30 protein-coding genes are annotated in these 25403 nt (G+C 72.3%); 12 read left to right on the top strand and 18 right to left on the bottom strand.

What is annotated here, in order from left to right:
* Positions 1-28: 28 nt before the first annotated feature.
* A complete protein-coding gene (locus tag ACQKM2_RS30715; RefSeq protein ID WP_427715417.1) occupies positions 29-853 on the bottom strand; it encodes a hypothetical protein in 825 nt (274 codons plus the stop codon).
* Positions 854-885: 32 nt separating this feature from the next.
* Between ACQKM2_RS30715 and ACQKM2_RS30710 the strand changes: the two genes are divergently transcribed.
* The gene (locus tag ACQKM2_RS30710) at positions 886-1401 is read left to right on the top strand and encodes an LURP-one-related/scramblase family protein (protein ID WP_427715415.1); all 516 of its coding nucleotides are present in this window, start codon (positions 886-888) and stop codon (positions 1399-1401) included.
* Positions 1402-1420: 19 nt separating this feature from the next.
* Here the strand turns inward: ACQKM2_RS30710 and ACQKM2_RS30705 are convergent, their stop codons facing one another.
* Positions 1421-2203 (bottom strand): carbon-nitrogen family hydrolase, encoded by a 783-nt coding sequence (locus ACQKM2_RS30705; protein ID WP_427715413.1) that lies wholly within the window; start codon positions 2201-2203, stop codon positions 1421-1423.
* A 139-nt stretch (positions 2204-2342) separates the two neighbouring features.
* Here ACQKM2_RS30705 and ACQKM2_RS30700 point away from each other — a divergent pair, with 139 nt between their 5' ends.
* A complete protein-coding gene (locus tag ACQKM2_RS30700) occupies positions 2343-3170 on the top strand; it encodes a maleylpyruvate isomerase family mycothiol-dependent enzyme (protein WP_427715410.1) in 828 nt (275 codons plus the stop codon).
* 70 nt (positions 3171-3240) lie between these two features.
* The gene (locus ACQKM2_RS30695) at positions 3241-4296 is read left to right on the top strand and encodes a helix-turn-helix domain-containing protein (RefSeq protein WP_427715408.1); all 1056 of its coding nucleotides are present in this window, start codon (positions 3241-3243) and stop codon (positions 4294-4296) included.
* Here ACQKM2_RS30695 and ACQKM2_RS30690 read toward each other — a convergent pair.
* Together ACQKM2_RS30690 and ACQKM2_RS30685 are read right to left on the bottom strand one after the other, a co-directional pair.
* Entirely contained in the window at positions 4241-5542 is a 1302-nt protein-coding gene (locus ACQKM2_RS30690; protein WP_427715406.1) for an MFS transporter, read from the bottom strand. The two genes, ACQKM2_RS30695 and ACQKM2_RS30690, sit on opposite strands and share 56 nt — an antisense overlap.
* Positions 5539-6255, bottom strand: a complete 717-nt coding sequence (locus tag ACQKM2_RS30685) for a GntR family transcriptional regulator (protein WP_427715404.1) — start codon at positions 6253-6255, stop codon at positions 5539-5541. Before ACQKM2_RS30685 ends, ACQKM2_RS30690 begins: the two co-directional genes overlap by 4 nt.
* Positions 6256-6400: 145 nt before the next feature.
* Between ACQKM2_RS30685 and ACQKM2_RS30680 the strand changes: the two genes are divergently transcribed.
* Positions 6401-7576, top strand: a complete 1176-nt coding sequence (locus ACQKM2_RS30680; protein WP_427715403.1) for a DUF418 domain-containing protein — start codon at positions 6401-6403, stop codon at positions 7574-7576.
* On the opposite strand, the gene ACQKM2_RS30675 is transcribed toward ACQKM2_RS30680, so the two are convergent.
* The 3 genes from ACQKM2_RS30675 to ACQKM2_RS30665 form a co-directional block, all read right to left on the bottom strand.
* Positions 7560-7904: a protease inhibitor I42 family protein gene (locus ACQKM2_RS30675; protein WP_427715402.1), complete on the bottom strand. Its 345-nt coding sequence runs from the start codon at positions 7902-7904 to the stop codon at positions 7560-7562. The genes ACQKM2_RS30680 and ACQKM2_RS30675 overlap by 17 nt on opposite strands.
* Positions 7901-9784: a C1 family peptidase gene (locus ACQKM2_RS30670; RefSeq protein ID WP_427715401.1), complete on the bottom strand. Its 1884-nt coding sequence runs from the start codon at positions 9782-9784 to the stop codon at positions 7901-7903. Before ACQKM2_RS30670 ends, ACQKM2_RS30675 begins: the two co-directional genes overlap by 4 nt.
* Before the next feature lie 361 nt (positions 9785-10145).
* A complete protein-coding gene (locus ACQKM2_RS30665) occupies positions 10146-11366 on the bottom strand; it encodes an FAD-dependent monooxygenase (protein WP_427715398.1) in 1221 nt (406 codons plus the stop codon).
* A 311-nt stretch (positions 11367-11677) separates the two neighbouring features.
* Here ACQKM2_RS30665 and ACQKM2_RS30660 point away from each other — a divergent pair, with 311 nt between their 5' ends.
* From ACQKM2_RS30660 to ACQKM2_RS30645, 4 genes are all read left to right on the top strand, one after another.
* The gene (locus tag ACQKM2_RS30660; protein WP_427715396.1) at positions 11678-12733 is read left to right on the top strand and encodes a cytochrome P450; all 1056 of its coding nucleotides are present in this window, start codon (positions 11678-11680) and stop codon (positions 12731-12733) included.
* Positions 12730-13755, top strand: a complete 1026-nt coding sequence (locus ACQKM2_RS30655) for a JmjC domain-containing protein (RefSeq protein ID WP_427715395.1) — start codon at positions 12730-12732, stop codon at positions 13753-13755. Before ACQKM2_RS30660 ends, ACQKM2_RS30655 begins: the two co-directional genes overlap by 4 nt.
* A gap of 84 nt (positions 13756-13839) precedes the next feature.
* The gene (locus ACQKM2_RS30650; protein ID WP_427715394.1) at positions 13840-15054 is read left to right on the top strand and encodes a serine hydrolase domain-containing protein; all 1215 of its coding nucleotides are present in this window, start codon (positions 13840-13842) and stop codon (positions 15052-15054) included.
* Between the two features lie 172 nt (positions 15055-15226).
* Entirely contained in the window at positions 15227-15541 is a 315-nt protein-coding gene (locus tag ACQKM2_RS30645) for a hypothetical protein (RefSeq protein ID WP_427715392.1), read from the top strand.
* A 7-nt stretch (positions 15542-15548) separates the two neighbouring features.
* On the opposite strand, the gene ACQKM2_RS30640 is transcribed toward ACQKM2_RS30645, so the two are convergent.
* From ACQKM2_RS30640 to ACQKM2_RS30615, 6 genes are all read right to left on the bottom strand, one after another.
* Positions 15549-15980, bottom strand: coding sequence for a hypothetical protein (locus ACQKM2_RS30640; RefSeq protein ID WP_427715390.1), 432 nt, complete (start codon positions 15978-15980; stop codon positions 15549-15551).
* Between the two features lie 69 nt (positions 15981-16049).
* A complete protein-coding gene (locus ACQKM2_RS30635) occupies positions 16050-16490 on the bottom strand; it encodes a hypothetical protein (RefSeq protein WP_427715388.1) in 441 nt (146 codons plus the stop codon).
* Positions 16491-16627: 137 nt separating this feature from the next.
* Complete coding sequence (locus ACQKM2_RS30630; protein WP_427715387.1) at positions 16628-17236, bottom strand: DUF5753 domain-containing protein; 609 nt, start codon at positions 17234-17236, stop codon at positions 16628-16630.
* Between the two features lie 56 nt (positions 17237-17292).
* Complete coding sequence (locus tag ACQKM2_RS30625; RefSeq protein WP_427715385.1) at positions 17293-18126, bottom strand: helix-turn-helix domain-containing protein; 834 nt, start codon at positions 18124-18126, stop codon at positions 17293-17295.
* Complete coding sequence (locus ACQKM2_RS30620; RefSeq protein ID WP_427715384.1) at positions 18116-18640, bottom strand: DUF6879 family protein; 525 nt, start codon at positions 18638-18640, stop codon at positions 18116-18118. Before ACQKM2_RS30620 ends, ACQKM2_RS30625 begins: the two co-directional genes overlap by 11 nt.
* Positions 18624-18836 (bottom strand): hypothetical protein, encoded by a 213-nt coding sequence (locus ACQKM2_RS30615; RefSeq protein WP_427715382.1) that lies wholly within the window; start codon positions 18834-18836, stop codon positions 18624-18626. The genes ACQKM2_RS30620 and ACQKM2_RS30615 overlap by 17 nt, the downstream gene beginning before the upstream one ends.
* A gap of 198 nt (positions 18837-19034) precedes the next feature.
* On the opposite strand from ACQKM2_RS30615, the gene ACQKM2_RS30610 reads away from it, so the two are divergent.
* A complete protein-coding gene (locus ACQKM2_RS30610; protein ID WP_427715379.1) occupies positions 19035-19661 on the top strand; it encodes a DUF5753 domain-containing protein in 627 nt (208 codons plus the stop codon).
* On the opposite strand, the gene ACQKM2_RS30605 is transcribed toward ACQKM2_RS30610, so the two are convergent.
* The 3 genes from ACQKM2_RS30605 to ACQKM2_RS30595 are packed head-to-tail and all read right to left on the bottom strand — an operon-like array spanning position 19651 to position 20959.
* Positions 19651-19905, bottom strand: a complete 255-nt coding sequence (locus ACQKM2_RS30605; RefSeq protein WP_427715378.1) for a mycoredoxin — start codon at positions 19903-19905, stop codon at positions 19651-19653. The two genes, ACQKM2_RS30610 and ACQKM2_RS30605, sit on opposite strands and share 11 nt — an antisense overlap.
* Positions 19902-20075, bottom strand: coding sequence for a DUF397 domain-containing protein (locus ACQKM2_RS30600; RefSeq protein ID WP_427715376.1), 174 nt, complete (start codon positions 20073-20075; stop codon positions 19902-19904). The genes ACQKM2_RS30605 and ACQKM2_RS30600 overlap by 4 nt, the downstream gene beginning before the upstream one ends.
* A gap of 2 nt (positions 20076-20077) precedes the next feature.
* A complete protein-coding gene (locus tag ACQKM2_RS30595; protein ID WP_427715374.1) occupies positions 20078-20959 on the bottom strand; it encodes a DUF5753 domain-containing protein in 882 nt (293 codons plus the stop codon).
* Between the two features lie 211 nt (positions 20960-21170).
* Here ACQKM2_RS30595 and ACQKM2_RS30590 point away from each other — a divergent pair, with 211 nt between their 5' ends.
* The 3 genes from ACQKM2_RS30590 to ACQKM2_RS30580 all read left to right on the top strand — a co-directional run bounded on the left by ACQKM2_RS30590 (position 21171) and on the right by ACQKM2_RS30580 (position 23303).
* Complete coding sequence (locus ACQKM2_RS30590; RefSeq protein ID WP_427715372.1) at positions 21171-21593, top strand: ATP-binding protein; 423 nt, start codon at positions 21171-21173, stop codon at positions 21591-21593.
* 10 nt (positions 21594-21603) lie between these two features.
* Entirely contained in the window at positions 21604-22806 is a 1203-nt protein-coding gene (locus ACQKM2_RS30585) for a DUF1266 domain-containing protein (RefSeq protein WP_427715369.1), read from the top strand.
* An 83-nt stretch (positions 22807-22889) separates the two neighbouring features.
* The gene (locus ACQKM2_RS30580) at positions 22890-23303 is read left to right on the top strand and encodes a PPOX class F420-dependent oxidoreductase (protein WP_427715367.1); all 414 of its coding nucleotides are present in this window, start codon (positions 22890-22892) and stop codon (positions 23301-23303) included.
* Between the two features lie 12 nt (positions 23304-23315).
* Here ACQKM2_RS30580 and ACQKM2_RS30575 read toward each other — a convergent pair whose 3' ends face one another.
* Together ACQKM2_RS30575 and ACQKM2_RS30570 are read right to left on the bottom strand one after the other, a co-directional pair.
* Positions 23316-24737 carry a DHA2 family efflux MFS transporter permease subunit gene (locus tag ACQKM2_RS30575; protein ID WP_427715364.1) on the bottom strand — a complete coding sequence of 474 codons (1422 nt, stop codon included), beginning with the start codon at positions 24735-24737 and terminating at the stop codon, positions 23316-23318.
* Positions 24738-24750: 13 nt separating this feature from the next.
* Positions 24751-25365 carry an NADPH-dependent FMN reductase gene (locus ACQKM2_RS30570; protein WP_427715362.1) on the bottom strand — a complete coding sequence of 205 codons (615 nt, stop codon included), beginning with the start codon at positions 25363-25365 and terminating at the stop codon, positions 24751-24753.
* Positions 25366-25403 lie beyond the last annotated feature (38 nt).

The following is a 25403-nucleotide window of genomic DNA, read 5'->3' as shown; positions in this document are numbered from 1 at the left end:
GTGAAAACCGGATCACACGCCCGTGGACTCAGACCCCGGCGGTGAACGCCCGCAGGGAGCGGACCAGGGCGTCCACGAAGGCGTCCCGGGTGCGGTCCGGCAGGAGGTCCAGGGAGAGGTACGGGTTGAGGTCCTCCAGTTCGACCAGCAGGAGCTCCCCCGACGGGGCGCGGCAGGCGTCCACGCGCTGGATGCCGTGGTCGAGGGTGTTCCAGTCGACGAAGCGGCGGGCGAAGGCCAGGTCCCCGGCGGTCGGCTCGTACGGGGTGAGCTCCCAGCGGCGGGCCGGGTCCGGGGCGTGGAGGGCGTACTGGAAGGCGTCGTCGACGAAGTAGAAGGACACCTCGTACGCGAAGTCGATCCGCGGCTGGATCAGGATCTCCCCCGCCGGGCCGGACGGGGTGGCGGTGAAGGTGAGGCCGATGGAGTCGGCGCCCTGCTTGGGCTTGACCGCGTACGTGCCGGCGGCCGGCAGCAGGTGCAGGTCGGCCGGGTCGTCCACGGTCGGGATCACCGGGTACCCGGCGGCCGCGAGGTCGAGGAGGTACTGCTTGCCGGCCATGTCGGCGCGGCCGGTGAGCGGGTTGTAGACGGGGGTCCCGGCGGCGAGGGCGGCCGCGCGGAACTCCTCGTAGGCCTCCTGGTAGCCGAGGACCGGGCCGCTGTTGCGGACGACGACGGCGTCGAAGCCGGGCATGAGGGCCCGCGCGTCCAGCGGATGGCACAGGGCCAGGTTGAAGTGCTCGCGCAGGCGGGCCGTGAGGAATATGTCCTCGTCGCAGTACCGGCGGCCGCGCGCCGGGTAGGCGAGGTCGGTCACGTAGAGCAGGCGGGTGCGGGGCTTCGTGGGCATGGGGCCAAGCTATCCCGGGCAACGATCAGCGCATGAAATACCTCGTTCGGGACAAACTGCTGGCCATCGGGGACGACTACTGGATCGAGGACGAGGACGGCCGGCACGCCTTCCTCGTCGACGGGAAGGCGCTCCGCTTCCGCGACACCCTGGAACTGGAGGATCCCGAGGGGCGGGTGCTGCTGACGCTGCGGGAGAAGCTCTTCACCCTGCGGGACGCGATGACCCTGGAGCGGGACGGGGTCCGGCTCGCGGTGGTCCGGCGCAAGCGGCTCTCGCTGCTGCGCAACCACTTCCGCGTGACCATGGCGGAGGGCACGGAACTCGACGTCAGCGGGCGGATCCTGGACCGCGAGTTCAAGGTCGAGTACGAGGGCGAGCTGCTCGCGCTCGTCTCCCGGCAGTGGTACCGGATCCGCGAGACGTACGCCGTCGACGTGGTCCGGGAGGACGCGGACGCGGCGCTGCTGGTGGCGCTCGCCGTCTGCGTGATCAGAATGGCCGAAAAGGAGCGGGAGGACGGGGAGGACGGGGGCTCCGGCGGGTGAGGACGGAGCCCCCGGACGGCTACGGGCGGCCCAGGGTGCGGTCCTTGAGGGCCGGGAACTGTTCGCGGGTGTCGGCGACCTTCGCCGGGTCCAGGTCCACCGTCAGGACGGCCTCGCCCGGGCCCGCCTCCGCGAGGACCTCGCCCCACGGGTCCACCACCAGGCTGTGCCCGGCCTGTTCGACGCCCGCGTGCGTACCGGCCGTCGCGCAGGCCAGTACGTACGACTGGTCCTCCACCGCCCGCGCCCGGTTCAGCAGCGTCCAGTGCTCGCGCCGCCGGGCCGGCCAGCCCGCGGAGACGACCATCGTGGTGGCGCCGGCGTCGACGAGCCCGCGGAACAGCTCGGGGAAGCGCAGGTCGTAGCAGGTGGCGAGGCCGAGGGTCTGCTCCGGCAGGACCACCGTGGTCAGGGAGTCGCCGGCGGACATCAGCACCGCCTCGCCCTGGTCGAAGCCGAAGCGGTGGATCTTGCGGTAGGTCGCGGCGAGCTCCCCGGACGGGGAGAGCACGAGGGCCGTGTTGTAGAGCGAGCCGTCGCCGGCGCGCTCCACGACCGAGCCCGCGTGCAGCCAGACCCCGGCGTCGGAGGCCGCCTTGGACATGACCTCGAAGGTCGGGCCGTCCAGCGGTTCGGCCTCCGTCTCGAACTGCTCGTAGGCGAAGGCGCCCACCGTCCACAGTTCGGGCAGCACGACCAGATCGGAGCCGTTCTGCTCCCTGACGAGTTCGGCGGCCCGCTGCCGCCGGGAAGCCACCGACTCCCCGTCGTTCACCGCGATTTGGATCAGAGAGGCGCGCACGCTACCACCGTCCTGGCATGTCAGCCGGTCAACTCAAGGCCTACGATCGTCACACGAAAGCGCTGTCGGGGTGCTCACCGGCAGCGTAGTTTTGGGAATAGTCCACAACGCGCCACTGAACAGCCAGCGAGGGGTCCCGTTGACCGTCCATCCCAGCCTTGAGCCCTATGCCGACGCGTGGACCCACTCCATCGAGGCGATAACCGAGCTGGTCCTCCCCCTCCCGGAGGGCCAGTGGAACCTGCCGACCCCCTGCCCCGGGTGGTCGGTGCGCGACATCGTCTCCCACCTCATCGGCCTTGAGCTGGAACAGCTCGGCGACCCGCGGCCGATCCACACCCTCCCGCGCGACCTGCGGCACGTGGTGGACGAGTTCACCCGCTACATGGAGGTGCCGGTTGACGTCCGCCGCCACCACACCGCCCCGGAGATGACCTCGGAGCTGGAGTACACGGTCATCCGCAGGCAGCGCCAGCTGCGCAACGAGAAGCGGGATCCGGCCACCACGATGGTGCGCGGACCGCAGGGCAACCAGATCACCCTGGAGTTCGCGCTGCGGCTGCGCGCCTTCGACACCTGGATCCACGAGCAGGACCTGCGGGCGGCGCTCGGCGTCCCGGGGAACTGGGACTCGCCGGGCGCGTTCGTGGCGCGGGACATCCTCCTCGCCGGACTGCCGAAGGCGGTCGCGAAGGGCGCGGGCGCCCCGCCGAACACGGCCGTCGTCATCGACGTGCACGGGCCGGTGGAGTTCCTGCGCACGGTACGCGTGGACGCGGCGGGCCGGGCCACCCTCGACAAGACGCCCTCGCTGGGCCCGGACGTGTCGCTGGCCATGGACTGGGAGACGTACGTACGGCTCGCCGCGGGCCGGGTCCGGCCGCGCACGGTCGCCGACCGGGTCGGGGTGGAGGGCGACACCGAGCTGGCCGCCGCCATCCTCGGCGCGTTCGCCGTGACCCCGTAGAACCGGCGCTCCTGCCCGGGCGTCCCCTCTTCACGGCGCGAACGCGCGGTGTCCGAGGGGAGTTCCGAACGTGTGGTCCAGATTGTCGGCCGCCGCCGTGCCGGCGGCCGAGCGGATGGATTGGTTCGCCGACCTCGTCTCCAGCCAGCTGGTGACGACGGCGATCCGCAGTGAGAGCCCGGGCAGCTTCTGGGCGGAGGCCGGGGTGCTGGACCTCGGCGGCGTCCAGGTGTCGACGTTCGAGTTCTCGGCGCTGCACTCCTCGCGCACGGCCGCGCACGTCCGGCGCAGCGATCCCGAGCAGTACCAGCTGGGGCTGGTCACCCACGGCTCGATGTCGCTGGCCCAGAACCGCTCCGACAGCGGCATGTTCAGTGGCGACATGGTGCTCTGGGACACCTCGCGGCCCATGTGGTCGGACGCCCTGCCCGGCGCCGACGGCCTGATCCGGGCGGTGACCCTGTCCTTCCCGAAGGCCGCGATGCCGCTGCGCGGGGCCCGGGTGGAGCGGCTGCTCGCGCAGCGCGTCCCCGGCGGGTACGGCATGGGGGCGATCCTGGCCCAGTACCTGCGCTCGCTGACCGCGCACGCCCCGGACTGCGGGCCGACGGAGCTGGAGGGGCTCGGGGCGGTCGCCCTCGACCTGGTGGGCAGCTGCCTGGCGGCGCGGCTCGGCGCCGAGGGGGCGCTGACCGCCGAGGCCCGGGAGACGGCACTGCTGGCCCGGATCGACGCGTTCGTCGACCACAACCTCGGCGACCCCGGGCTGACCCCGGCCGCCGTGGCCGCCCGGCACGGGATCTCGCTGCGCCGGCTCCAGCTCCTCTTCCGCGGGCGGGGCGAGAGTCCGGCGGCGCGGATCCGCCGGCGCCGGCTGGAGCGGTGCCGGACCGAACTGGCCGACCCGGTGCTCCTCGGCCGGCCGGTGCACGAGGTGGCGGGGCGGTGGGGGTTCACCAACCCGTCGGTGTTCAGCCGGGCGTTCCGCGACGCGTACGGGGTGAGCCCCACCGAGTACCGGCAGGAGGCCGCGCGGAAGGGGTCGGCGCGGCAGGACCCGGCGCGCGGGATCAGCGGGGCGCGGGGCGCGCGGCCTTCCGGGGGCTCCCCCCGGCCGCCGCGGTGACGGGGAGCGCCTCGCGTTCGCGGGCCAGGGTGCGGGGCGCCAGCCGCAGGACCTGGGTCAGGCCCAGCAGCTCCACCGCGAACACCGACGAGAAGGCGATCCGGTAGTCGTCCCCGGTGGCGTCGAGCAGGACGCCGACCGCCAGCAGGGTGGTCATGGAGGCGAGGAAGCCGCCCATGTTGGTGATGCCGGACGCGGTGCCCTGCCGTTCGGCCGGGTTCGCGGGCCGGGCGAAGTCGAAACCGATCATCGAGGCGGGCCCGCAGGTGCCGAGCACCACGCACAGCGTGACCAGCAGCCACATCGGGGCCCGGTCGCCGGGGTACACGAGGACGGAGGCCCACAGCAGCGCGGTGACGCCGACCGTGCCCAGCGCGAGCGGGAGCCGGGCGCCCGGGCGGCGGCCGATGAGCTGCCCGTAGACCAGGCCGAAGCCCATGTTCGCGGCGACCACCAGGGTGAGCAGCCCGCCCGCGGTGGTCCGCGGCAGCCCCTGCGCCTCGACCAGGAACGGCATCCCCCACAGCAGCAGGAAGACCATCGCGGGGAACTGGGTGGTGAAGTGCACCCACAGGCCGAGCCGGGTGCCGGGCTCGCGCCAGGAGTCCCGGATCTGACGGCGTACGAAGCCCCCCGCGCCCCGCGCCACGGGCGCCGGCTCGTGCCCCTCGGGGTGGTCGCGCAGGAACAGCACGAGCGGGACGAGGACGACGAGCCCCGCGACCGCGCTGCCCGCGAAGGCCGGCACCCAGCCGAGGCCGTGCAGCACGGGCGCCAGCACCAGGGTGGAGACCAGGTTGCCCGCCATCCCCACGAGCCCGGCCAGCTGCGCCATCAGCGGCCCGCGCCGGGCGGGGAACCAGCGGGTGCCGAGCCGGAGCACGGATATGAAGGTCATCGCGTCGCCGCAGCCCAGCAGGGCCCGGGCGGCCAGTGCCATGCCGTACGAGGGGGCGAGGGCGAAGCCGACCTGCCCGGCGGTGAAGAGGACGGCGCCCAGCGTGAGCACCTTCTTGGTGCCGAGCCGGTCGACCATCAGGCCGACGGGGACCTGCATGCCGGCGTAGACCAGCAGCTGGAGGAGGGAGAAGGCGGACAGGGCGGAGGCGTTGACGTGGAAGCGGTCCGCCGCCTCCAGGCCGGCGACGCCCAGGCTGGTGCGGAAGATGACGGCGACGAAGTAGACGGCGACGCCGATGCACCAGACGGCGACGGCCCCCCGCCCGCCGGGCGGCTCGGCGTTCATCGGGCCCCACCGCCGTCGCGGGCGCCGCGGGCGCCGTGGGCGTCGCGGCCGTCGCGGGATCCGGCACCGCCGCCGCCCAGCACCAGCGCGCCGACCCGGCCCACGTGGCCGCGTACGGCCGCGGCGGCCGCCTCCGCGTCCCCGGCGCGCAGGGCGTCCAGGATCTCGGCGTGCTCGTCGAGGGTGCGCTCCACCCGCTCGGGATGGGCGTGCAGCAGGGCCGCGCCCATCCGCAGCTGCCGGTCGCGGAGCTGGTCGTAGAGCCGGCTGAGGATCTCGTTCCCGGCGTGGCGGACGATCTCGGCGTGGAAGCACCGGTCGGCGGTGGTCATCGCGGCGAGGTCGCCCCGGTCCGCGTGCAGCCGCAGCTCCGCCAGCAGTTCCGTGAGCCGCTCCAGCAGCGCGGGCGGGGCCGGCACGGCCCTGCGCACGGTGAACTCCTCGACCAGCAGCCGGGTCTCGACCACGTCGGCGATCTCCTGCGCGGAGACCGGCAGCACCAGCGCGCCCTTCTTCGGGTAGAGCCGCAGCAGGCCCTCGGTCTCCAGCCGCAGCAGTGCCTCGCGGACCGGGGTGCGGGAGACCCCGACGGCCCCGGCGAGCTCCCCTTCGGTGAGCAGGGTCCCGCCCTCGTAGCGGCGGTCCAGTACGCCCTGCTTGACGTGGTGGTAGACGCGTTCGGCGGCGGTGGTGGCACGGGTGGCTGGCGGCATGCGCACAGGATAGATACATGAGGGATGCATTGATCGGCCCGTCCGCGATGTGGACGCCGGGCGCCCGCGACTGCATCGAAGGATGTAGCCCGCGTTCCTCCACCGGCAGGAAGAGGCGGGCCGTCCCCGCCGGGACTCTGGAGTCATGGCCGACACCCTCCTCACAGCCCGGGCGGACACGACCGCGGCCCGGCTGCCCCTGCTCGACGTCCTGCGCGGCGCCGCGATCCTCGGCACGCTCATGACCAACGTCTGGATCTTCGCCTCGCCCGGCTCCGAGTGGAGCGTCCTGCAGGGCGGCCTGAGCCTGCCGGACCCGGTCGCCGACCCGTCCGCCGCCACCATCGCCGAGACCGCCTTCCGGTTCCTGGCCGACGGCAAGTTCCTCTCGCTGCTGACGATCCTGTTCGGCGTGGGCCTGGCCATCCAGTACGACTCCGCCGCCCGCCGGGGCGAGCCGTGGCCCGGGCGCTACCCGCGGCGGGCCGCGTTCCTCTTCCTGGAGGGCACCGTCCACTTCGTCCTGGTCTTCGCCTGGGACGTGCTCATGGGGTACGCCGTCACCGCGCTGCTGGTGGCCTGGCTGCTGGCCCGCTCGGAAAAGGTGCGGCGGATCGCCATGTGGGTCGCGGCCGGCGTCCACCTGACCCTGGTCTCCCTGGTGACCCTCGGCGACGCCGTCACCCCCGACTCCCCCAAGGCCGTGGACCCGGAGGCCGTACGGCTCTACGCGCACGGCAGCTGGGCCGAGCAGATCGGCTTCCGGCTCGACAACGCCCTCGCCCTGCGCATCGAACCCGTCTTCACCTTCGGGCTGCTGGTGTTCCTCTTCCTCCTCGGCGTCCGCCTCCACCGGGCCGGCGCCTTCGGCCCGACCGCCGCCGGGCGCCGCATCCGCGGCCGGATGGCCGCCTGGGGACTCGGCCTCGGGCTGCCCCTGGGCATCGCCGCCGAGCTGGCCGGCCCCGACTGGTTCGTCCTGGGCCGCTACGGCATCGCCCCGCTCGTCGCCGTCGGCTACATCGGCCTCATCGGGTGGGCCCTCGACCGGTTCGCCGTCCCCGGCGCGGCGGCGCTCGGCTCCGTCGGGCGCACCGCCCTGTCCTGCTACGTCGGCCAGAACCTGCTGTGCGTCCTGCTCTGCTACGGCTTCGGGCTCGGGCTGGCCGCCCGGTTCGAGGGGAGCGGGCCGTGGTGGGTGATGGGCCTGTGGGCGGCGGTGAGCCTGGTCCTGGTCGCCGGGTCCCGGCTGTGGCTGCGGTACTTCGGCCGGGGCCCGCTGGAGGCCGTCCAGCACTGGGCGCTCAGGCCCCGCCGGTGACCTCCACGTCCAGCACGAACTCGTCGTACGGGGCCTCCTGCGGGTAGGGCGGCCGGACCTGCGCGAAGCGGATCCGGGCCCGCCCGCCGGGGCGGCGGCCCCGCACCACGTACGTCCGGGCCAGCGGGGCGCCGGGCTCCGCCGACGGGGGAGCGGAGCCCGGCGCCGCCGCCGCCGTCTCCGCCACGGAGACGGCGTCGGCGTCCCCGCTGACCTGCCAGGTCCACACGTACCCGCGCGCCCCGCGCCCGGTGAGCCGCAGCTCGTACGACTCCCCGGCGCGCAGCGCGATCCCGCGTACCTCCACCAGCGCCTCCTCGTGGTTCACGCCGGGCCGATCACCGCCCCCTCGTGCCAGCCCGCGCCGTCGCGCCAGTAGTGCTGGAGCAGCCGGTCGGTGCGCAGGACGAGGACTTCCAGGTTGAACCCGAAGCTGCCCTGGAGCATCCCGGTGACGGCGACCGCGTCGTGCCCGAAGACCGCGCTGCGGGCCCAGGGCGCGCCGGCCGCGTTCCCCCGCCACCAGTGCTCGATCCGGCCGTCGGCGACCGCCACGCACAGCTCGTAGTTCCCGGCGGTGTCCTCGTCGGCGGCCCCGTACTGGCCCTCGATCAGGCAGGGCGCGGAGCTGATCCGGCTGCCGAAGACCTCTCCGGCCCGCCAGACGAAGCCATTGGGGTCGTCGCGCCACCACAGCTGCATCCGGCCGTCGGTGCGGGCGGCGACCAGGTCCAGGGTGCGGGACCGGGTCTGGACTAGGGCGGGGCCGTAGTGGGCGATGCCGGAGGCGAAGCGGCCGCCGTCGTTCCAGGTCCAGGGGGCGCCGTTGATCCGCCACCAGTGGCCCAGGCGGCCGTCGGCGGTGCGGACGACCACCTCGAAGTTGCCGGGCTTGCCGTAGTCGCTCTGGATGAAGGCCGGGGTCGAACCGACGGCCGCGTCGCCCGGGCCGAAGGCGCCGCCGTCGCGCCACACGCCGACGGCCTGCTCGTAGTACCAGTGCCGCAGCCGGCCGCCGGTGGTGACGTGCAGGGACTCCATGTTCCGGTTGTAGGTGGTGCCGGTGAACGCGGGCTGGCCCGAGGCGTCGGAGGCGTAGGTCAGGCCCCGGGCCCAGGCGAAGGGGGCGTCGCCCTCGCGCCACCAGTGCTGCAGCCGGCCGCCGCCGGCGGTCGCCGCCATCTCGAAGTTGCGGTGGGCGCGGCCGTTGCCGCTCTCGTAGGTGCTGCCCGCGTGCAGCCGGCGCTTGCTCCAGGGGTCGATGTTGGTGCCGCGCAGGCCGCACTTGGCCCAGTAGTCGATGTTGACCTCGCCGTACGCGATCCGGCCGTAGCCGCCGACGTGGTAGCCGGTCCCCCAGGAGTTCTTGAACAGCCAGCAGCCGGCCGCGTCGTCGTAGCCGACGACCAGCACGCAGTGCCCGCCGGCCAGCCGGTCGCTGGTGCGGTGGTACACCCCCGACCCCAGCCCGAAGAAGTCGTCGTAGACGTCGAAGCAGGCGGTCAGCGGCCCGACCGTGTCCAGCCACACCTTCTGCTGCTCGACGTCGCCGAGGCGCACGTAGTCGGTGATGCGGACGGTCCGGCCCGAGCGGTCCCAGCTGGGCGTGTACTCGGCGCGCCAGGCGTCGCGCCGCTCGGCCGGCAGGCCCGGGGGCGGGGTGCTGTACGGCCAGCAGCCGGGGTCGGCGAGGCCGCCGTTGTCCTTGATCCAGTCGAGGGCGGTCTCCGGGTTGCTGCCCTGCCCGCAGGTGAACTTCAGCCCGTCGTGGACGTCGCCCTCGGAGCGCTTCGCCCACACGTCGTGCTCGATCCGGGCCATCGACTCGACGAGCCCGGCCGCGCCGAAGGCCCAGCAGGAGCCGCAGGGGTTCTGGTCCTTGACCTTCGTCAGCCAGGGCCAGCCCCAGCGGCTGCGCCAGTCGACGGCGGCGGGCCGCCCGGGCGGCGCGCCGGTGTCCGCCAACAGCCCGTTGGCGGCGCGCCGCCGGGTCAGGTGCGGGTTGCCGCTCGCCCGCCCCACGAGCGCCCGCAGGTCCACGGAGCCCGCCTCCGCGGCGGGCGTCAGGTTCACCCCCGGCTCCAGCCCCAGGGCGGGCCTCGGCACCGGCTCCCCGTCCGCCAGGTGCTCGCTGACGGTCCAGCGCGCCCCGCACTCCACGAGCTGCGCCCGCAGCTCCCCCACCGTCTGGACAGACTCCTCCGGCATCCCCGGCCCCCCAGCTGCAACCCTCGGTCGTGAGCCCGGGGAGCGTCTCCCCACCACCCGCCCCCGTCAAGGGGCGCCGCGCGGTCGCTCGGTGGCACGGGGGGTCGTACGGCCTCAGCCGAGTTCGGCCCCGCCGGCGTTTGAGGCGCGGGGGTCCGGGGGCGGAGCCACGGGGCTACGGTCCGCAGGCGTACGACCAGCCCGGCCAAATCCAGCCCCGCCGGCGCTTGAGGCGCGGGGGCCCGGGGGCGGAGCCCCCAGAAGGGGGTCCGGGGCACAGCCCCGGGAAACGGAGAAAGGGCGGGGCGGGGAGCAGCCCGCGCAGCGGCACCTCACCCCCGCCCGGCCAGGGCAACGGTCCCTACGGGGTCATGGCCCGCCCCCCGATACCGGCGGCGCCACCCAGCTGCGCCTGCCACCACGCCTCGGCCTCGGCCCCGCTCATCCGCCCCCACTCCGGGGTCCGTTCCACCTGCGCCCGCCCCAGCCGCCGCGCCAGCGCGACCAGTTCCCGCCCGGCCGCGCCCCTGGCCGCCTGGTAGTCCCGCAGCAGTTCCTCCCACGTGCCCGCCCCGGCCCACGCGGCCCCGAACGCGGTGGCGTCCTGGAGCGCCTTCGCGGCGCCGCTGGTGTTGTGCGGCCGGACCACCGTGGCGGCGTCCCCGGCGAGGAGGAGCCGGCCGGCGGTCGTGCTCGCGGTCTCCAGGTCGTAGATGGGCTGTACGAAGGTGTCCGCCGGGTCGGTGAGACCCAGCGCCCGGCCCCAGTGGGGCGGGAACTCCCGCTCCAGCAACGCCCGCAGGTGGTCCAGCAGTTCGGGGGTCAGCGCGCCCGGCGGGAAGCTGGTGGGGTCGTCGAAGCGCAGCCGCCCGTCCGGCGGGGGCGGCGCGTACAGCACCCAGTTGACGCGCGGCCCGTCCGGCCCGGGGATCCGGTAGATCACGCAGCTCCCGCCGGGGAAGCACACGGTGGTCACCGCCTCCGGGAAGGACTCCGCCCCCGCCTCCGCCGACTCCTCCAGCCGCCCCGCGTCGAAGTTCCCCCGCCAGCACACGTACCCGGCGTAGTGCGGCCGCGCCCCCGGCGCCACCGCCTCCCGCACCACCGACCGGTACCCGTCCGCGCCGACCGCCAGGTCGTACCGCTCGACGGAGCCGTCCCCGAGCCGCACCTCGGCCGCGCCCCCGTCCCCGGCGACCCCGGCGACGGCCACGCCCTGCCGGTACACGACCTCCTCCGGCGTGGCCTCGCGCAGCCCGCGCCACAGCAGCCCCCAGTGGTACGAGTGGAACGGGAACGGCTGCTCCCAGATCATCCGCCCGCCCGGCCCGGCCCCGCCGTCCCGCACCACCCACCGCCGGCGCAGCAGCCGGTGCGCGGGGATCCCGCCGGGCAGCGCCCCGGCGGCGGCCAGTTCGGCGGCCCGCTCGTCGTGCACGCACAGCCCGACCCCGCGGTCCGCGAGCCGCCCGCGCGTGCGCTCCAGTACGACGACACCGTCGGCCCCGGCCCGTACCGCGGCGGAGGCGAACGCGCACCCCGCGATGCTCCCGCCGACCACCGCTACCGTTCCGCCCCGCATAACCGCCCCCTGCCGAAGCCGCGTTGCCCTGGGACGACCACCGTACTGGGCGGACCGCCCGCAGGCGGGCGTTAGCGACGCGTGAGTCGAACGTCAGCGGCGCCGACCAGCATGGATCCCGTCGCCGCAGGTCAACCGGCTGAAGATGATCAAGGCGCTGGTGAAGAAGTTCAAGAAGGACGAGGAGCTCGCCAACCACGCGTGGGTCCTGCACGTCATCTGACCCACCCCAGTCGGCGCGGGACGCGGCATCCCCCTGTCGCGTCCCGCGCTCCGGCGCCCCACGTCCTTCACCCCGGAGGCAGGAGCCCATGCCAGAAACGGCCCCTAAGGCGGCCGGCGGCCACAGCGTCGTCTACGCCCCGCGCATCCAGGACCTGCTGGCCAGGAGGGAAACGGTCTTCCGGATCGACGCGGCCACAGTCGGCGTCTCGGACCCCGCCCTGATGGCCGAGGTCGTCGCGGCCCGCCCCGTCCTGTCGGCGGAACGTTCCGTCTACAAGCCCGCCGCTGGCACCGACATCCCGCACGACAGCGCGACGCGGACGATCCGCGCCCTGGGCCAGGACGTCACGGCCGCCATCGCGGCCCCGCCGCCGCCCGCGCGCGGACTGTCGGGCGCCTGGCCGTACGCGGCCACCTCCTACCTGCGCCGGTGGCTCTTCGCCTCCGACCCCCTGCCGGTGTCCCTGCTGTCGAAGCGCGCCGTCACCGGCTCCGACGCCCTCTCCCGGCTCGTCGACCGCGCCGTCACCCTCTGGCCGGGCGCCGACCCGCAGGGCACGGCCGGCGCGCTGGCCGGGCAGATCCGCGACGCGTCCGGCACCCTCGAACGGAAGCAGGCCGTCGCCCTGTACCGGCGGGCGAGCGCCACCCTCTGCGACGGCGTGGCCGCACTGGCCGGCAACGCCCTGTGGCTCATGGGACCGGCCCGGGAGCAGCGGGCGGCCCGCCCCGACCTGGCGCCGTTCCTGTGGGAGACGCTGCGGCTGCTCCCGCCCGCCTGGATGCTGTGGCGCAAGGGCGGGGACGCGTACACCGCCCTGCACCCGGAGATCCGGCCCGAGGACGACGTCGCGCTGTTCCCGCTGCTGATGCACCGCCACCCCGATTTCTGGTCCGACCCGCTGGAGTTCCAGCCGGAGCGGTGGGCGGGCGTCGCGGACCCGGAGAAGACCCCCGCGTTCATGCCGTTCGGCTTCGACGGCGCCCGCTGCTGGGCCAAGCACCTGGTCGTGCCGCTGGCCGAACGCCTGCTGGAGGTCGCCTTCGAGAACCGGATCACCCTGCGCACGGAGGGCGGACAGACCCACGTCCCGCTGCGCTCGCTGCTCTCCGTCCGCTTCGACGCGGAGACCGGGGCATGACCGCCGACACCGACGGGGGACACCTCATGGAATCGCCCACGCTGGCCCGCTGGGTCGGCGACGTCACGGGCTTCGCGGAGCGCCGGTGGCAGCGCGAGCCTGCCGTCTTCACCCCGCCGTCGTCCGCCCCGCCGTTCGACCTCGACGAACTGGACACCGCCTTCGACTCGGGCCTGCTGCGCACCCCGTACCTGGAGATGGTCCGCTCCAACAAGGTCGTCGTCCCGCCCGACGCCTACACCACCGCCCGCGTCGTCAACGGCGTCACCCACAGCGGCTTCGCCGACCGCGAGAAGGTCGTCGCCCAGCTGCGCGCCGGGGCGACGCTGCTGCTGCGCTGCGTCGACCAGTGGCACCGCCCGACGGGCGAGCTGGTGGCGCGGCTGTCCGAGGAGCTCGACCGGCGCGTGGAGGCGTTCTTCTTCGTCACGCCCGTCGGCGGCCAGGGCCTCGCGGTGCACCGCGACGACGCCGACGTCTTCGTCCTCCAGGTCGCGGGCAGCAAGGCCTGGTACGTCCACGACGCGCCGGCGGTGGCGGACTGGCAGCCGGGGGAGCTCCCGGACGACGAGCACTCCCCGCGGCTGCTGCACACCGTCCTCGAACCCGGGGGCGTGCTCTACGTCCCGCGCGGCTTCGCACACCGGGCGGTGGGCGCCGCCGGGCTGTCGGCGCACCTGTCGCTGACCATCCGCGACGTCTGCCTCCAGGACCTGCGGACCGCTCTGGAGAAGCTGCTGACCGACGGCCTGGACCTGCCGGCCCGCCCGCTGGGCGAGTCCGCGATCCTCGACGCCTGCGCCGCCCTGCTGGGGCGCGCCCGGACGGTGCTCGACACGGCCGGACCGGACGACCTGCGGCTCGCCGCCCGCGCCGCCCGCGCGCGACGGCCCGCCGAGCCCGCGCCGCCGCTCGCGGAGACGGCCCGGACCTGGGACGCCGCCGCCCGGCCCGGTGGCCTGACCCCCGTCGGCCGCACCTGGCGCAGGCTCCGCGACGCCGCCCGCACGGCCGGCCCCTGAGGCCCGCCGGGCGGGCCGGGGACCCCGGGCCTACGCTGAGGTTCCTCGGGGTCCCGGGTTCCCTGGACGGCAGGAGGCCGCGCCATGACGCCGACCGCCCGTATCCGGCTGCGCCGGGCCTGCGTGGCCCTGGCGGCCGCCGGAGCACTCCTCGCGCCGGCCGCCGCCGGCCCCGCGTACGGGGCGCCCGGCCCGTCACCGTCCCCGTCTCCGTCAGCGGACTTCCCGGAGCTGACCCCGGCCGTCGCCGCGAAGCTCGACAAGGCCGTCCGGGACACCCTGCGCGAGGCGAAGGTGCCGGGCGTGATCGTGGGGCTGTGGGCGCCGGGCAAGGGCAGCTACGTGAAGACGTTCGGGGTGGCCGACAAGGAGACCGGTGCCCGGATGCGGACGGACTTCTACACCCGCATCGGCAGCCAGACCAAGACCTTCACGGTCACCGCCCTGCTGCGGCTCGTCGACCAGGGCAAGGCGGGCCTGGACGACCCCATAGCGAAATACGTCTCCGGCGTCCCGAACGGCGACCGCATCACCCTGCGCGAACTGGCCGGGATGCGCAGCGGCCTGTTCAACTACAGCGAGGACGACGCCTTCAACAAGGCCCTCACCACCACCGGTACGAAGCCCTTCACCCCGCAGCAGCTCCTCGCCTACTCGTTCAAGCACCCGGTGAACTTCGAGCCGAACGCCGAGTTCGAGTACTCCAACACCAACCTGATCCTGCTGGGCCTGGTCATCGAGAAGGTCACCGGACAGCCCCTCCAGCAGGTCCTGAAGCAGCAGGTCATCGACCCGGCCGGGCTGCACCACACCCTCTTCCCCACCGACGCGGCCTTCCCCTCCCCGCACGCCCAGGGCTACACCGACCAGTCGGCGTCCGGCGGCATCGTGAACGCCACCGACTGGAACCCCTCGTGGGCGTGGGCGGCCGGCGCGATGATCTCGGACCTGGAGGACCTGCGCAGCTGGGCCAAGACCCTGGCGACGGGCACCCTCCTGACTCCCGCGACGCAGGCGGAACGCCTGAAGACCACCTCGGTCGGCATCCCCGGCGCCGGCTACGGCCTGGGCCTGTTCGACGTCCAGGGCTGGATCGGCCACAACGGCTCCCTCCCGGGCTACGAAAGCCTCGGCGTGTACCTGCCGGAGGAGAAGGCGACCCTGGTGGTCATCCTGAACACCGACGCCCTGCACGACGGCCAGGAGCCCAGCACCCTCTTCGGCGAGGCCATCACGGAGATCGTCACCCCGGACCATGTCTACCCGGGCCACAAACCGACCCCTCCGAGACACGGCTGACCCGTCCGGGAGGGGAGGGGGGTGGGTTCACGGACCGCCTCCAGAGTCCCGAGCCGGCTGCCGGGGACTTGTATGCCCACCCCCCTTGACCGCGGACCTCTAGGGTTCTCTGACCGGCCTCTATTCCCAACGGGCAAGCTAGCAGGGGCCACTGACAACGGGGGGGACCGCGATGACGCGGGGACAGTGGGGCGGCTGCGTACTCATACCCGTGGCCGGTCTGACCACGGGCCTGATCGGCATCAAACTGCTGGCGGCCGCCTGGCGCGCCTGCGACGCGGGCGTCAACGCCTCGGCGAACGGCCTCGCGCTGCTGCTCTACGGAGCCTTCCTCGTCCTCCTCGCCCTGGCGTGGTGGGGCGCGGCGCTCGGCTACGTGGGCCCGCGCAACGTGCCCGCCGCCCTGCTGACAGGCCTGGCTGGCTCGGCGGCGATGGTGTGGCTCTTCGTCACGGCCATGGGCAGCCCCCACGGCTACGAGTGCTAGCCGATGACTACGCCGTGTAGATCGAGGCCCGTTCGGCCACCTGACCGGGGGTGAGACCTTCCACGGTCAGGTTCCCCGTCAGGAGGTGGTCGCGGTTGGCGTAGGTCGCCTCGAAGGCGACACGCTTGCCGCCTGGTTCGAGCTTCCAGCCCTTGTCTTCGAGCTGGACGATGCGGTCGCTGCCGCATACGAACGCACGCGTCGCCTGGATCAGGATCCACTGGGCGAGTTCGGTGTCCTTGGCGGCCGGCCTGCCGCAGGTGCGGGCCATTTGCCACAACCTGGGCCACTCGACACCAGGGGTCAGGGGGCCGATCACCGCGACCTCCCCGATCCGTCGTTCGTCAAGGTGATGGGTGGCGTAGCCGAAGACCGTACCGAACATGGCGAACACGGTGACCCGGCCTCGTCCGGCCAGGCCCTCGTCACTGCTTCTCATCCTCGGAACCTCTGGCTGTGGCGGCCCGGACGGCTTGGCCACGTCCGGACCGCTTGCGTCCGCAGTGATTCAGCAACCGTCGCCGTCGCCGCAGCAGGCGGGCGGGTTGCAGTCCTTCGCGGCACCCCACAGCTGGTCGTCGACGTGGAACCCGGCCTCCTTCACCCGGTCCACGACGGAGCCGATCAGGGGGCGGGTACGGACGGTGGCCTTGGGCTCGTGGTCCACGAAGTACCCGAACTGCTCCAGGCACCACGTGCGGTACGCGGTCGTGTGCAGGGCGAACGAGTGCCAGCCCGGATCGACGGTGGTCGAGGGGGTCATGTCGAACGCGCGGGCGTCGCCCATGACCTTGAGGAAGGCAAGGGCCTGGTCCACGATCCGTCGAGCGGTCGACAGCTCGTGTCCATACTCTTCGGCACAGAACTCGGACACCTTCTCGAACAGCTCGGGACTGACGAGGTCCCTTCCGTGCCGTAAGGCGACGGGCCTTTCGAGCATCGACGTCATGGTGCTGCTCCTCTCGGTCGCGAATCACTGAGGGGACGGGAGCGCCGGGCATTCGTCGGCGTGGCCACGGCACGCAGACCCGTCGCCCTCGACATGGGAGCAATCATCCAGCGGAGAGCCGCGAAAACCGAGGGATATTAGCGTTGCCGGGTAAAGATCAAGGACCAGTCCGACAATAGCTTCCGCGCCTTCTCCCCGAACAGTGCGTACCGCTCGTAGGCCGCGAACTCATTCCGGTAGGCCGAGACATCACGGTGGTCACGAAATATCATGACCCCGGTTCCCGTCTCGACCGTGGCGAGGCGGTCGTCGTAGACGGTGAAGGTGTTCAGCGGCCTTTCCGGTATGCAGCCGGCCAGCGGAATGACGCCCAGCCGCACATTCGGGATCCGGGATACGGAAGCCAGTCGGTCCAGCTGCATGGCCATCGCCAAAGGGGGAAGCAGAGGCCATCTGACCGCCTGTTCCGTGAGGACGAACGTGAACGACTTCGACGAGTCGTAGAGGACGTTCTGCCGCTCGAGCTTCTTCGCGATGGTCTTGCTCTGATCCCCGGGGACATCGGCGATGCTCGCTCGGACATAGTCCGGGGTGGCCAGCAGACCCGTCACCATGGAAAGGAGGAAGTAGCGGAACTCCGTGCAGGAGGCCTCAAGCCCCGCCAACTCGTTCTGCTTCTTCTCCAGCCCCCTTCGCCGAGAAGTTAAGTGGTCTTGCCATTCACGATTCATGTTGGCTCCTGCCATAAAATCCCACACCCCCACCCTCACCTATATCGCTTCACGCCCTGCACGCGCCCTCATCACGAACGGAAGAGATCAGCCCAGTCCCCAAGCAGGCCCCTCGCCTCCGGCCCAAAATGCGCATGCCGTTCGTACAGCTCAAACACCTTGAGGTGCTCCTCGATGTCCCTGGCATCTTGGAACACTATGCGACCTGTGAAGGTCTCGACTGTTGCAAGGCGCTGGTCATAGATTGTGAAGGTGTTCATGGGGCCACGGCTTACGGACGCCCCCAAGGGGATCACGCCGATACGCACGTGCGGCAAGTGAGAGAGCGAAACAAGGCGGTCGATTTGTACCGCCATCGCAGCTCCGGGAACTACGGCCCACCTGACGGCTTGCTCCGTCAATAGGAAGGTGAACTGCTTGGTGGTGTCGTAGAGAACCGTCTGCCGCTCCAGCTTTTTCGTCACCGTCTTGGAGATGTCGCCTGGCGAATGGCCGAGGCTGGCTCTGATGTACTCGGGCGTCGCCAGGAGGCCGGTCATCATTGCGGGCAGAAAGTACCGAAGCTTCCTTGCCTCTGCTTCAAGGCCGGCCAGCTCGGCCTGCCGCTTGTCCAGCCCCCTACGCCACAATGCCCGTTTGCCCTGCCACTCCGTATGGGCAAGCCTGGCAAGGGCAACCACTTCTGCAACGAGGCTTGGGGGAGCATCAAGTGCTCTGACAATGAGTTCAACGTCGATAACACTCGGGGCGATCCGCCCGGTCTCGATATTACTGAGCTTGGTCTGCGATATGTTGCAACGCAGAGCGAGCCAAACTTGAGTTCGATTGGCTCGCCTGCGCAGTGTACGGAGAGCTTCGGCCAGGTCAGCCTTGGACTGGCCTAGCTGTCCCGGGTCAAAGGTCAAGGCCCTTCACGTACTCCTTGAAGGGCACGGCGTACTCCAGGGCGACCCGCTTCCATTCCCGATAAGGTGCGGGGTCCCCTTCGTGTACTTCTCGGTTGATCTGCGTCCCGTCCGCCCGGAAGTTGAGATGAGCGATACGGTTCTCGTCGAACATCCACCAGTCCTGACCGGTGAGCGGCAAACCATAATCGTCGCGCGTTACATCCAGTACTCGAATGTCCTCGCCGGCGTTGATGTTGCCGGGAATGCCCCATGCGAATTGGTACGACTGGTAGTCGGTGAGTGGCTGCCGCACAATGCGAACACGAGCGATGCTGCGGCCTGAATCGACATACGACCTCACTCGTTCATGCCAGCTCGCATTGTGGTTGGCGGGTTTGGCCTCACCGCGCAGGAACCTGGCAACGTTCTCCTGCTCCTTGGGCATCGTGTACGTGGGCTGCGCCTCGAACCGCCATGCTTCACGCTCGAAGGCGTCGAAGAACGCGCGCCAGCCATCACCATCCAAGAGCACGAACAGCCTCCCTCAGCACCTGCTCGGGGATCTTCACCAGCCCCTCACCGGCCGGAGGCCGGAACGCCGTGCACAGGTCGCCCTGGACGACGATGCCGCCATCCGTCGTGTCCCGGTAAACGTTCGGGCAATCGTCGTCGTCGCAGTTGGGCCCACCGGCATTGCCGGTGAGTCGGGTCAGATGGGCTCGCGCCATGACGTCCCTCCCTGCGCAGGGCTGATCCCCGCGGCCAGGACGACGCTAGGCCGGTCACTCAGACTCCGTCTATGCCGCAACGCCAATATCCGCGTTGTCGGGTAGACGATCACCGGCCAGGCCTGCCATGCCCCCTTGCCCGGCGGCGTCGCCACCGCTTGGATGCTCGCTACCCGGCAGCAGATCCCAGGAGGTTCGATGTCCAGCGCGATCCCGTGGCAGCAGCGGCTTTCGACCGGTACAGAGGCGGTGCAGGACGAAGTGATCCGCTGGTACCAGGAAACGCCGGAGGGACAGGCGTACGTACCCGGCATGATCTGGGGCACGCTCCAGACCGAGGCGTACGCCACCGTCATCCTCACGCAGGTCGTGGACTTCCTCGGGGTACCGAACGACGTTCCGGCGGGCGTCGCCAAGCGCATGCAGCGGCAGCAGGTCCTGCACGACGGCCGGCATCACTACGCCGTCGTCCTCGGCGAGCAGGCCCTCTACACGAACATCGGCGGCCCGGACGTCATGCGAGGGCAGATCGAGCGCCTCCTGCGGGACTTCGCCCTGCCGTCCCTCACCCTCGGGATCCTCCCGGCCACGGCACGGATGGACCTGTTTCCCGTCCACGGCTTCCACATCCAGGGCCGGGGAGACCGGGTCCACATCGAGCTCGTCTCCTCCTCCCTGGACATTGAGGAGCCGGCCGAGGTCGAACTGCACCGCAAGGCCTTCGCCGTACTGAGCGGTGCGGCGGCGTACGGCGAGGAGGCCGAGCAGATCCTGAGGAAGGCCCTCACCTTCTGGGGCGGCGAAGTGAGTGCCGTCAGGCGGTGAGGGCCTGCTTGACCTGGGCGAGCGAGGGGTTCGTCATGACCGACTCCTCCCCCGAGGCGGAGACGACGCGGACCGTCGGGACGGTCTCGTTGCCGTCGTTCACGCTGCGGACGAACGCCGCCGCGTCGGCGTCCCGCCAGATGTTCACGGGCCGGTACGGGGTGCCGGTCAGCCGGAGCTGGGTCCAGAGCTTGATGCAGAAGACGCAGCCGGGCCGCCAGTAGACGGTTATCCCGGAGCTCAACGCGACCCCGCGAAGGCCGCCCAGGCGGTGGGGGCGACCTCGATGACGGGGCCGCCCGCCCGCTTGCTGTCCCGGACCGCGACCATCCCGGGCACGTTCATGGCCACCTCGACGCACTCGTTCATGTCCTGGCCGCTGTATGTGGACTTCACGAAGTCGAACTCGGGCATGTCTACCACCCCTTGCTGATGCTGGCGATCAAGTTCACGGAGTCACGCGGCGCGAGACTCAGGCGCGCAAGCCGGTCGAAGGTGCGGGTGTAGACCTCGCTCCCGCTCTTGCTCTCCACCCACACGGTAGACGAGATGCTTTCGTTGTAGCCGACGTCGACTGCCCCGGGTTCGGCGAACGAGATAACACTGAACGCACCCGAGAGTCCTGGATGCGCACCGGTCCGGAAGGGCAGCACCTGGATGTGGACGTTGGAGAGTTCAGCCGACTCGATCAGATGGTCGAGCTGTCCGCGCATTACCGCCGGCCCACCGATCTCCTGCCGCAGGGCGGCCTCCGAAATCACCGCATGGAAGCGCAGGGGCGTTTCTCCCCGGAGTCTGGCCTGCCGCTTGATCCGCACTGTGACGATCGGCTCGATCTCGTCCGGCTCGCGCCACGTCTCGGAGACCACACACATCGACCGTACGTAGTCGGCGGTCTGGAGCAAGCCGGGAATGAGCGCCGTCTGCCACGTGCGAATGTGCGTGGCCGCGTCCTCCATGGCGATGTACTCGGCGAGGCTGCCAACCTCGGGATCGTGGCGCCACCACCCTCTGGCCTTGCGCCGCTCGCGATCCAACCGTGCCAGCCGGATCAGCCCTCCGATGACGTCTTCGTCGTCCACGCCGTAGAGGTGGCACAGAGCGCGGATGTCCGGATCGCGCACCGGAACGAGCCCTCGCTCCATCTTCGCCACCTTGGCGACCGAAGCGGTGAGCGCTTCGGCAGCATGCGACTGGCGAAGCCCCAGGCCCTCGCGCAGACGGAGCAGCTCGCCTCCCAACCGCCTTGCGAGGACTGTGGAAACCGAGGTTCCACGGTCCGGGTCCCTGCTCGGCATCCCGTTCTCCCTCCCTACTGCGCACAGTCTGCTCGCCCGTACGACCGGCCACCAACTCAACTCGGTAGAAATTTCTGGCCCGTTCGATTGCTGGCCGAGAAAATCTCTCGCTACGGTATGTCCACAGCCGCTTACGCAGCGACATGAGTCGGCGGAAGTGCACCGGGCTGCCCACGGGCCCCGACAAGCCACCGCCCGCACAGGAGGTGCCATGAACACCGAGCACACCCACACCCCCACCCGCTACGGCGTGCGCAACTACCCGCCCCGCCAGGACTCCGTACCCGCCGCCAGGCGATGGGCCGCGTGGCTGGCCGTGGCGTGGGGGGAGCCCCGGGTGGCTTCGGACGTGGCGCTGCTGACCAGCGAGCTCGTCACGAACGCGCTGCTGCACGGGGCGGTCCGGGACCGGTACATCCGGGTCGAGGTGCAGCTCGACGGAGCAGTGCTCCGCATCGCGGTCACCGATCCGAAGGGCGAGCGGTGGCCCGAGCCGCGAGCGGTGGTGTCCGACGAGGAGCAGTACGGGCGGGGCCTCGCGATCGTGGAGGCCGTCGCCCAGCGGTGGGGGGCGTCACAGCGCGTGGTCGGGAAGACCGTGTGGGCCGAGTGCGCGCTCCCGGGGCCCGTATAAGGTCCCCCGTATGGATGGCTGGACGGCGCCGAGTGCGATCGAGAGGGAGTTGTACGAGGCCAAGCGGCGCGGCGACTGGCCGGGCTACCTCGACGCCCTGGCGCGCGCCGAGCTGTTCCTGCCCCAGGCCCGCGCCGACGTCGACGCCGACCCCCGCGCGGCCCGCTTCCACCCCGGCCCCGCCGGCCTCGCCGTCTACACCCGGGGCATGCTCCCGGCCCCCGACCCGGACACCGTGTTCCTGCGCCAGAGCCTCGCCTGGTTCGCGAACGCCTGGGACCACCGGGACCCCGCGCACCTCGCCGTGAACCCCGGAACGCCCGCCGAGGCGTACCTGACCACCACCCCCGCCGACCGCGCCCGCTGGCGCGCGCACTGGGACGCCGCGCCCTCCTGGGGCCCGACCCCCGGCGCGCTGCACGCCCTGCACACCGGCGGTCCGCTGCACGGGCCCGTCGCGCACGGGCTGGCCGTCGGGGCGCACCTCGCCGTCTCCAACGGGGAGTTCTGGAACGCCCTCGCCCACCACGGCAACGGCTACACCCACGAACGCGACCGGCTGCGCAAGTCCTGGGGCGTCACGGACCCCGCCGGCTGGTTCGACGTGCTCCAGCGGATGCTGGACGCCGAGATCGTCAGCCCCGTCTGGGAGTACGCGCTGCGCGTGCGCCGGCTGCTGGCCTCCGACTTCGCCGGGCCCGTCGACGTCGAGCACTGGCGCGACGCCGCCGAGGCCAGCCTGCGCCACGGCGCCCTGAAGGCCGCCGAGCCCCAGCTCACCCCCGACGGGGTGACCGTCGCCGCGCCGCGCCCCGTCGCGGAGGTCGAGGGGGAGATCGCCGGGGTGCGGCGGCTGATCGGCCGGATAGCCCGCTACGAGCAGCGGTTCCGCGCCGACGGGCTGCTCCCCGAGGACGGCTGGGTGCGCTCGGTGCACGGCTGGGACCTCGGCCGGGGCTCCCAGATGGCCCGCTGGGGGGTCGCCGCCCGCTACGGGACGGTGGAGGACGCCGAGCGGGCCGTGCTCCGCGCGGGTGCGGCGGCCCGGGGGGCGTACCGGTCGTGGGAGGAGTTCTCCGCCGGGTACTCGCTGGGGCGCTGCCTGCACTTCGACGAGGAGGAGTTCGGGCGCTGGTACGGCTCCTCGCTGGCCACCCACCTGACCCTCACCACCGATCCGGCCAGCCCGTACCGGAACATCCCCTGGGAGTGACGGCGGGCGACGACTTCGGGTAGTCCGGCCCGGCCCCGGAAAATCCCCGGGAGAGCGCGCCCGCGCCAACTACCGTCGCCCGTATGACTATCGCGCTGAACGACGCCGTACGCCGGCTGCTCGACTCCCCCCACCCCGCGGTGCTCTCCACCCTCAACCCCGACGGCAGCCCGCAGAGTTCCGTGGTCTGGGTGTCCCGGGACGGCGACGAGCTGCTCGTGTCCACCGAGCGCGGCCGCCGCAAGGAGCGGAACATCGCCCGCGACGAGCGGGTCGGCCTCACCGTCTTCGACCTCGCCAACCCCTACGTCTACGCGGAGATCCGCGGTACGGCCACCCTCACCGAGGACACCGGCCGGGCCGTCGCCGTCCGCATCGCCGAGGAGTACCTCGGGCCGGGCGCCGGCAAGGAGTACGGGGACGCCGCCGACGGGGCGGTGCGCGTGGTCGTGCGCATCACCCCGTCCAAGGTGCTCGGCAACGCCGCGAAGGGCTAGGGCCGCCGAGGTCTAGGGCCGCCGCCCCGGCAGCCGCAGCGCCGGGATCACGGACAGGGCCAGCAGCACCGCCGCGGCTCCGTAGGCGAGGCGGAAGCCGGCCGGGCCGAGGCCCGTGCCGCCGAGGAGGACGGACAGCAGTGCCGTGCCGACCGAGGCCCACAGCTGGGAGTTGATGCTCAGGGCGGTGCTCGCCGCGGCCATGCGCTCGCCGGGCAGGTCGCGGCTCGCGGTGGTCATCGTCGGCATCAGCACGATCCCGGCGCCGACGCCCATGACCAGGCCCGCGGCGACGACCTGCCAGACCGGTACCCCCTCGGTGCCGGTCAGCAGGGCGGAGGCCGCCATGCCGAGGGCCGCCACGACCGCCCCGGCCGGGATCATCCGGCGCGGCGAGACCTTGTCGACGCGCCGCGAGGCGATCTGCATGGTGATCCCGACGGCGAGCCCGACGGGGGCGACGAGGAGGCCGGCCGCGCTCGCGCTCAGGCCGCGCGCCTGCTGGAGGTACATCGGGCTCAGCAGCATCGACCCGAAGTAGCCGCAGGTGAAGAAGGCGAGGGTGGCGATGCCGGCGGCGAAGGTACGGTCGCGCAGCAGCCGCAGGTCCAGCAGCGGTTCGCGCACCCTGAGGGCGCGCCGTACGAAGGCGGCGGCGAGGGCCGCTCCGGCCAGCGTGGGCAGCAGCGCGCCGGGGGCGGTGAAGTCGCCGCCCTCGCCGCCGCGGGACAGCCCGAACAGCAGCAGGGCCAGGCCCGGGGAGAGCATCAGCAGCCCGGGGACGTCCAGCCGGGGTGCCGACGCCGGGTCGGCGGGGGCGTCGGGTGCGAGGAGCTTCGCCGCGAGCACCAGGGCGGCCGCCCCGACGGGCAGGTTGACCAGGAAGATCCACTGCCAGGAGGCGGAGTCGACGAGCCAGCCGCCGAGCATCGGGCCGGCGACCGGGCCGACCAGGATCGGCAGGCCCAGCAGGGCCATCGCCCGTCCCATGCGGGCCCGGTCGGCGCTGCGCATGACCATGGTCATGCCGACCGGCATCAGCAGGCCGCCGCCCAGCCCCTGGACGGCCCGGAAGGCGATCAGGCTGCTCGCGTTCCAGGCGCAGGCGGCGAGCAGGGAGCCCAGGGTGAAGAGGACGAGGGCGGTCAGGTAGGTCCGCTTGGCGCCGATCCGGCCCATGGCCCAGGCCGCCGCCGGGATGACGGCGGCGAGCGCGAGCGTGTAGGCGGTGGCGGTCCACTGGATGGTCTCCAGCGGGGCGTGGAAGGCGTCGGAGAGCCGGCCGAGGGCCACGTTGACGATCGTCATGTCGAGGACGGCCATCACCGAGCCGGTGATGACGACGGCGATCGTCCTCCCCAGGGCCCCGGAGCCGGCGGGTGCCGCCGCGCGGGGTGCCGCGGAAGGGGAGGCGGAGGCGGGTGCGGTGGTCATGGCGTCCGGCTCCTCAGCCCTCGTAGGGGCGGGTCGTGCGCGCGGTCCGCAGCGCCCGTCCCCACCATTCCAGCTGGCCGAGCATGTTCTTGGCGGCGCTCTCGGTGACGGCCCCGTCGCGCGGGGCGCCGTCCTGCCCGAGCCCGGACCACGGGCCGTGCAGGCTCACGGAGTCGCGTACGGTCACGGCGTGCAGCTCGGCGAAGACCAGCCGGAGCTGCTCCACGGCGCGCAGGCCGCCGCCGACGCCCCCGTACGAGACGAAGCCGACGGGCTTGGCCTGCCACTGCGGCCGGTGCCAGTCGATGAGGTTCTTCAGCACGGCCGGGAAGCTGTGGTTGTACTCGGGGGTGACGAAGACGAACGCGTCGGCGGCGGCCAGGCGCGGGCTGACGTCCGCGAGCGCGGCGGCGGCCGCCGGGTCCGGGGTGCCGCCCCAGTCGGGCATGGCCAGCGGGAGCGGTACGTCGGCGAGGTCGATGACGTCGAACTCCAGGCCGGTGTGGTGGGCGGCCGCGGCGCTCAGGAACCAGTCGGTGACGGCGGGGCCCCGGCGGCCCTCGCGGACGCTGCCGATGACGACGGCCACGCGCAGCGGCTCGTCCAGGACTGTTTCGCTGACGGACATGATGATCCCCCTTGGACAGCGGGCCGGCCGCCCTGTGC

The sequence above is a fragment of the Streptomyces sp. NPDC004126 genome (genome assembly GCF_050275515.1).
GTDB lineage: Bacteria > Actinomycetota > Actinomycetes > Streptomycetales > Streptomycetaceae > Streptomyces.
Note: the sequence above shows the minus strand (reverse complement) of the source record. Positions and strands in the feature narration are given on the sequence as shown.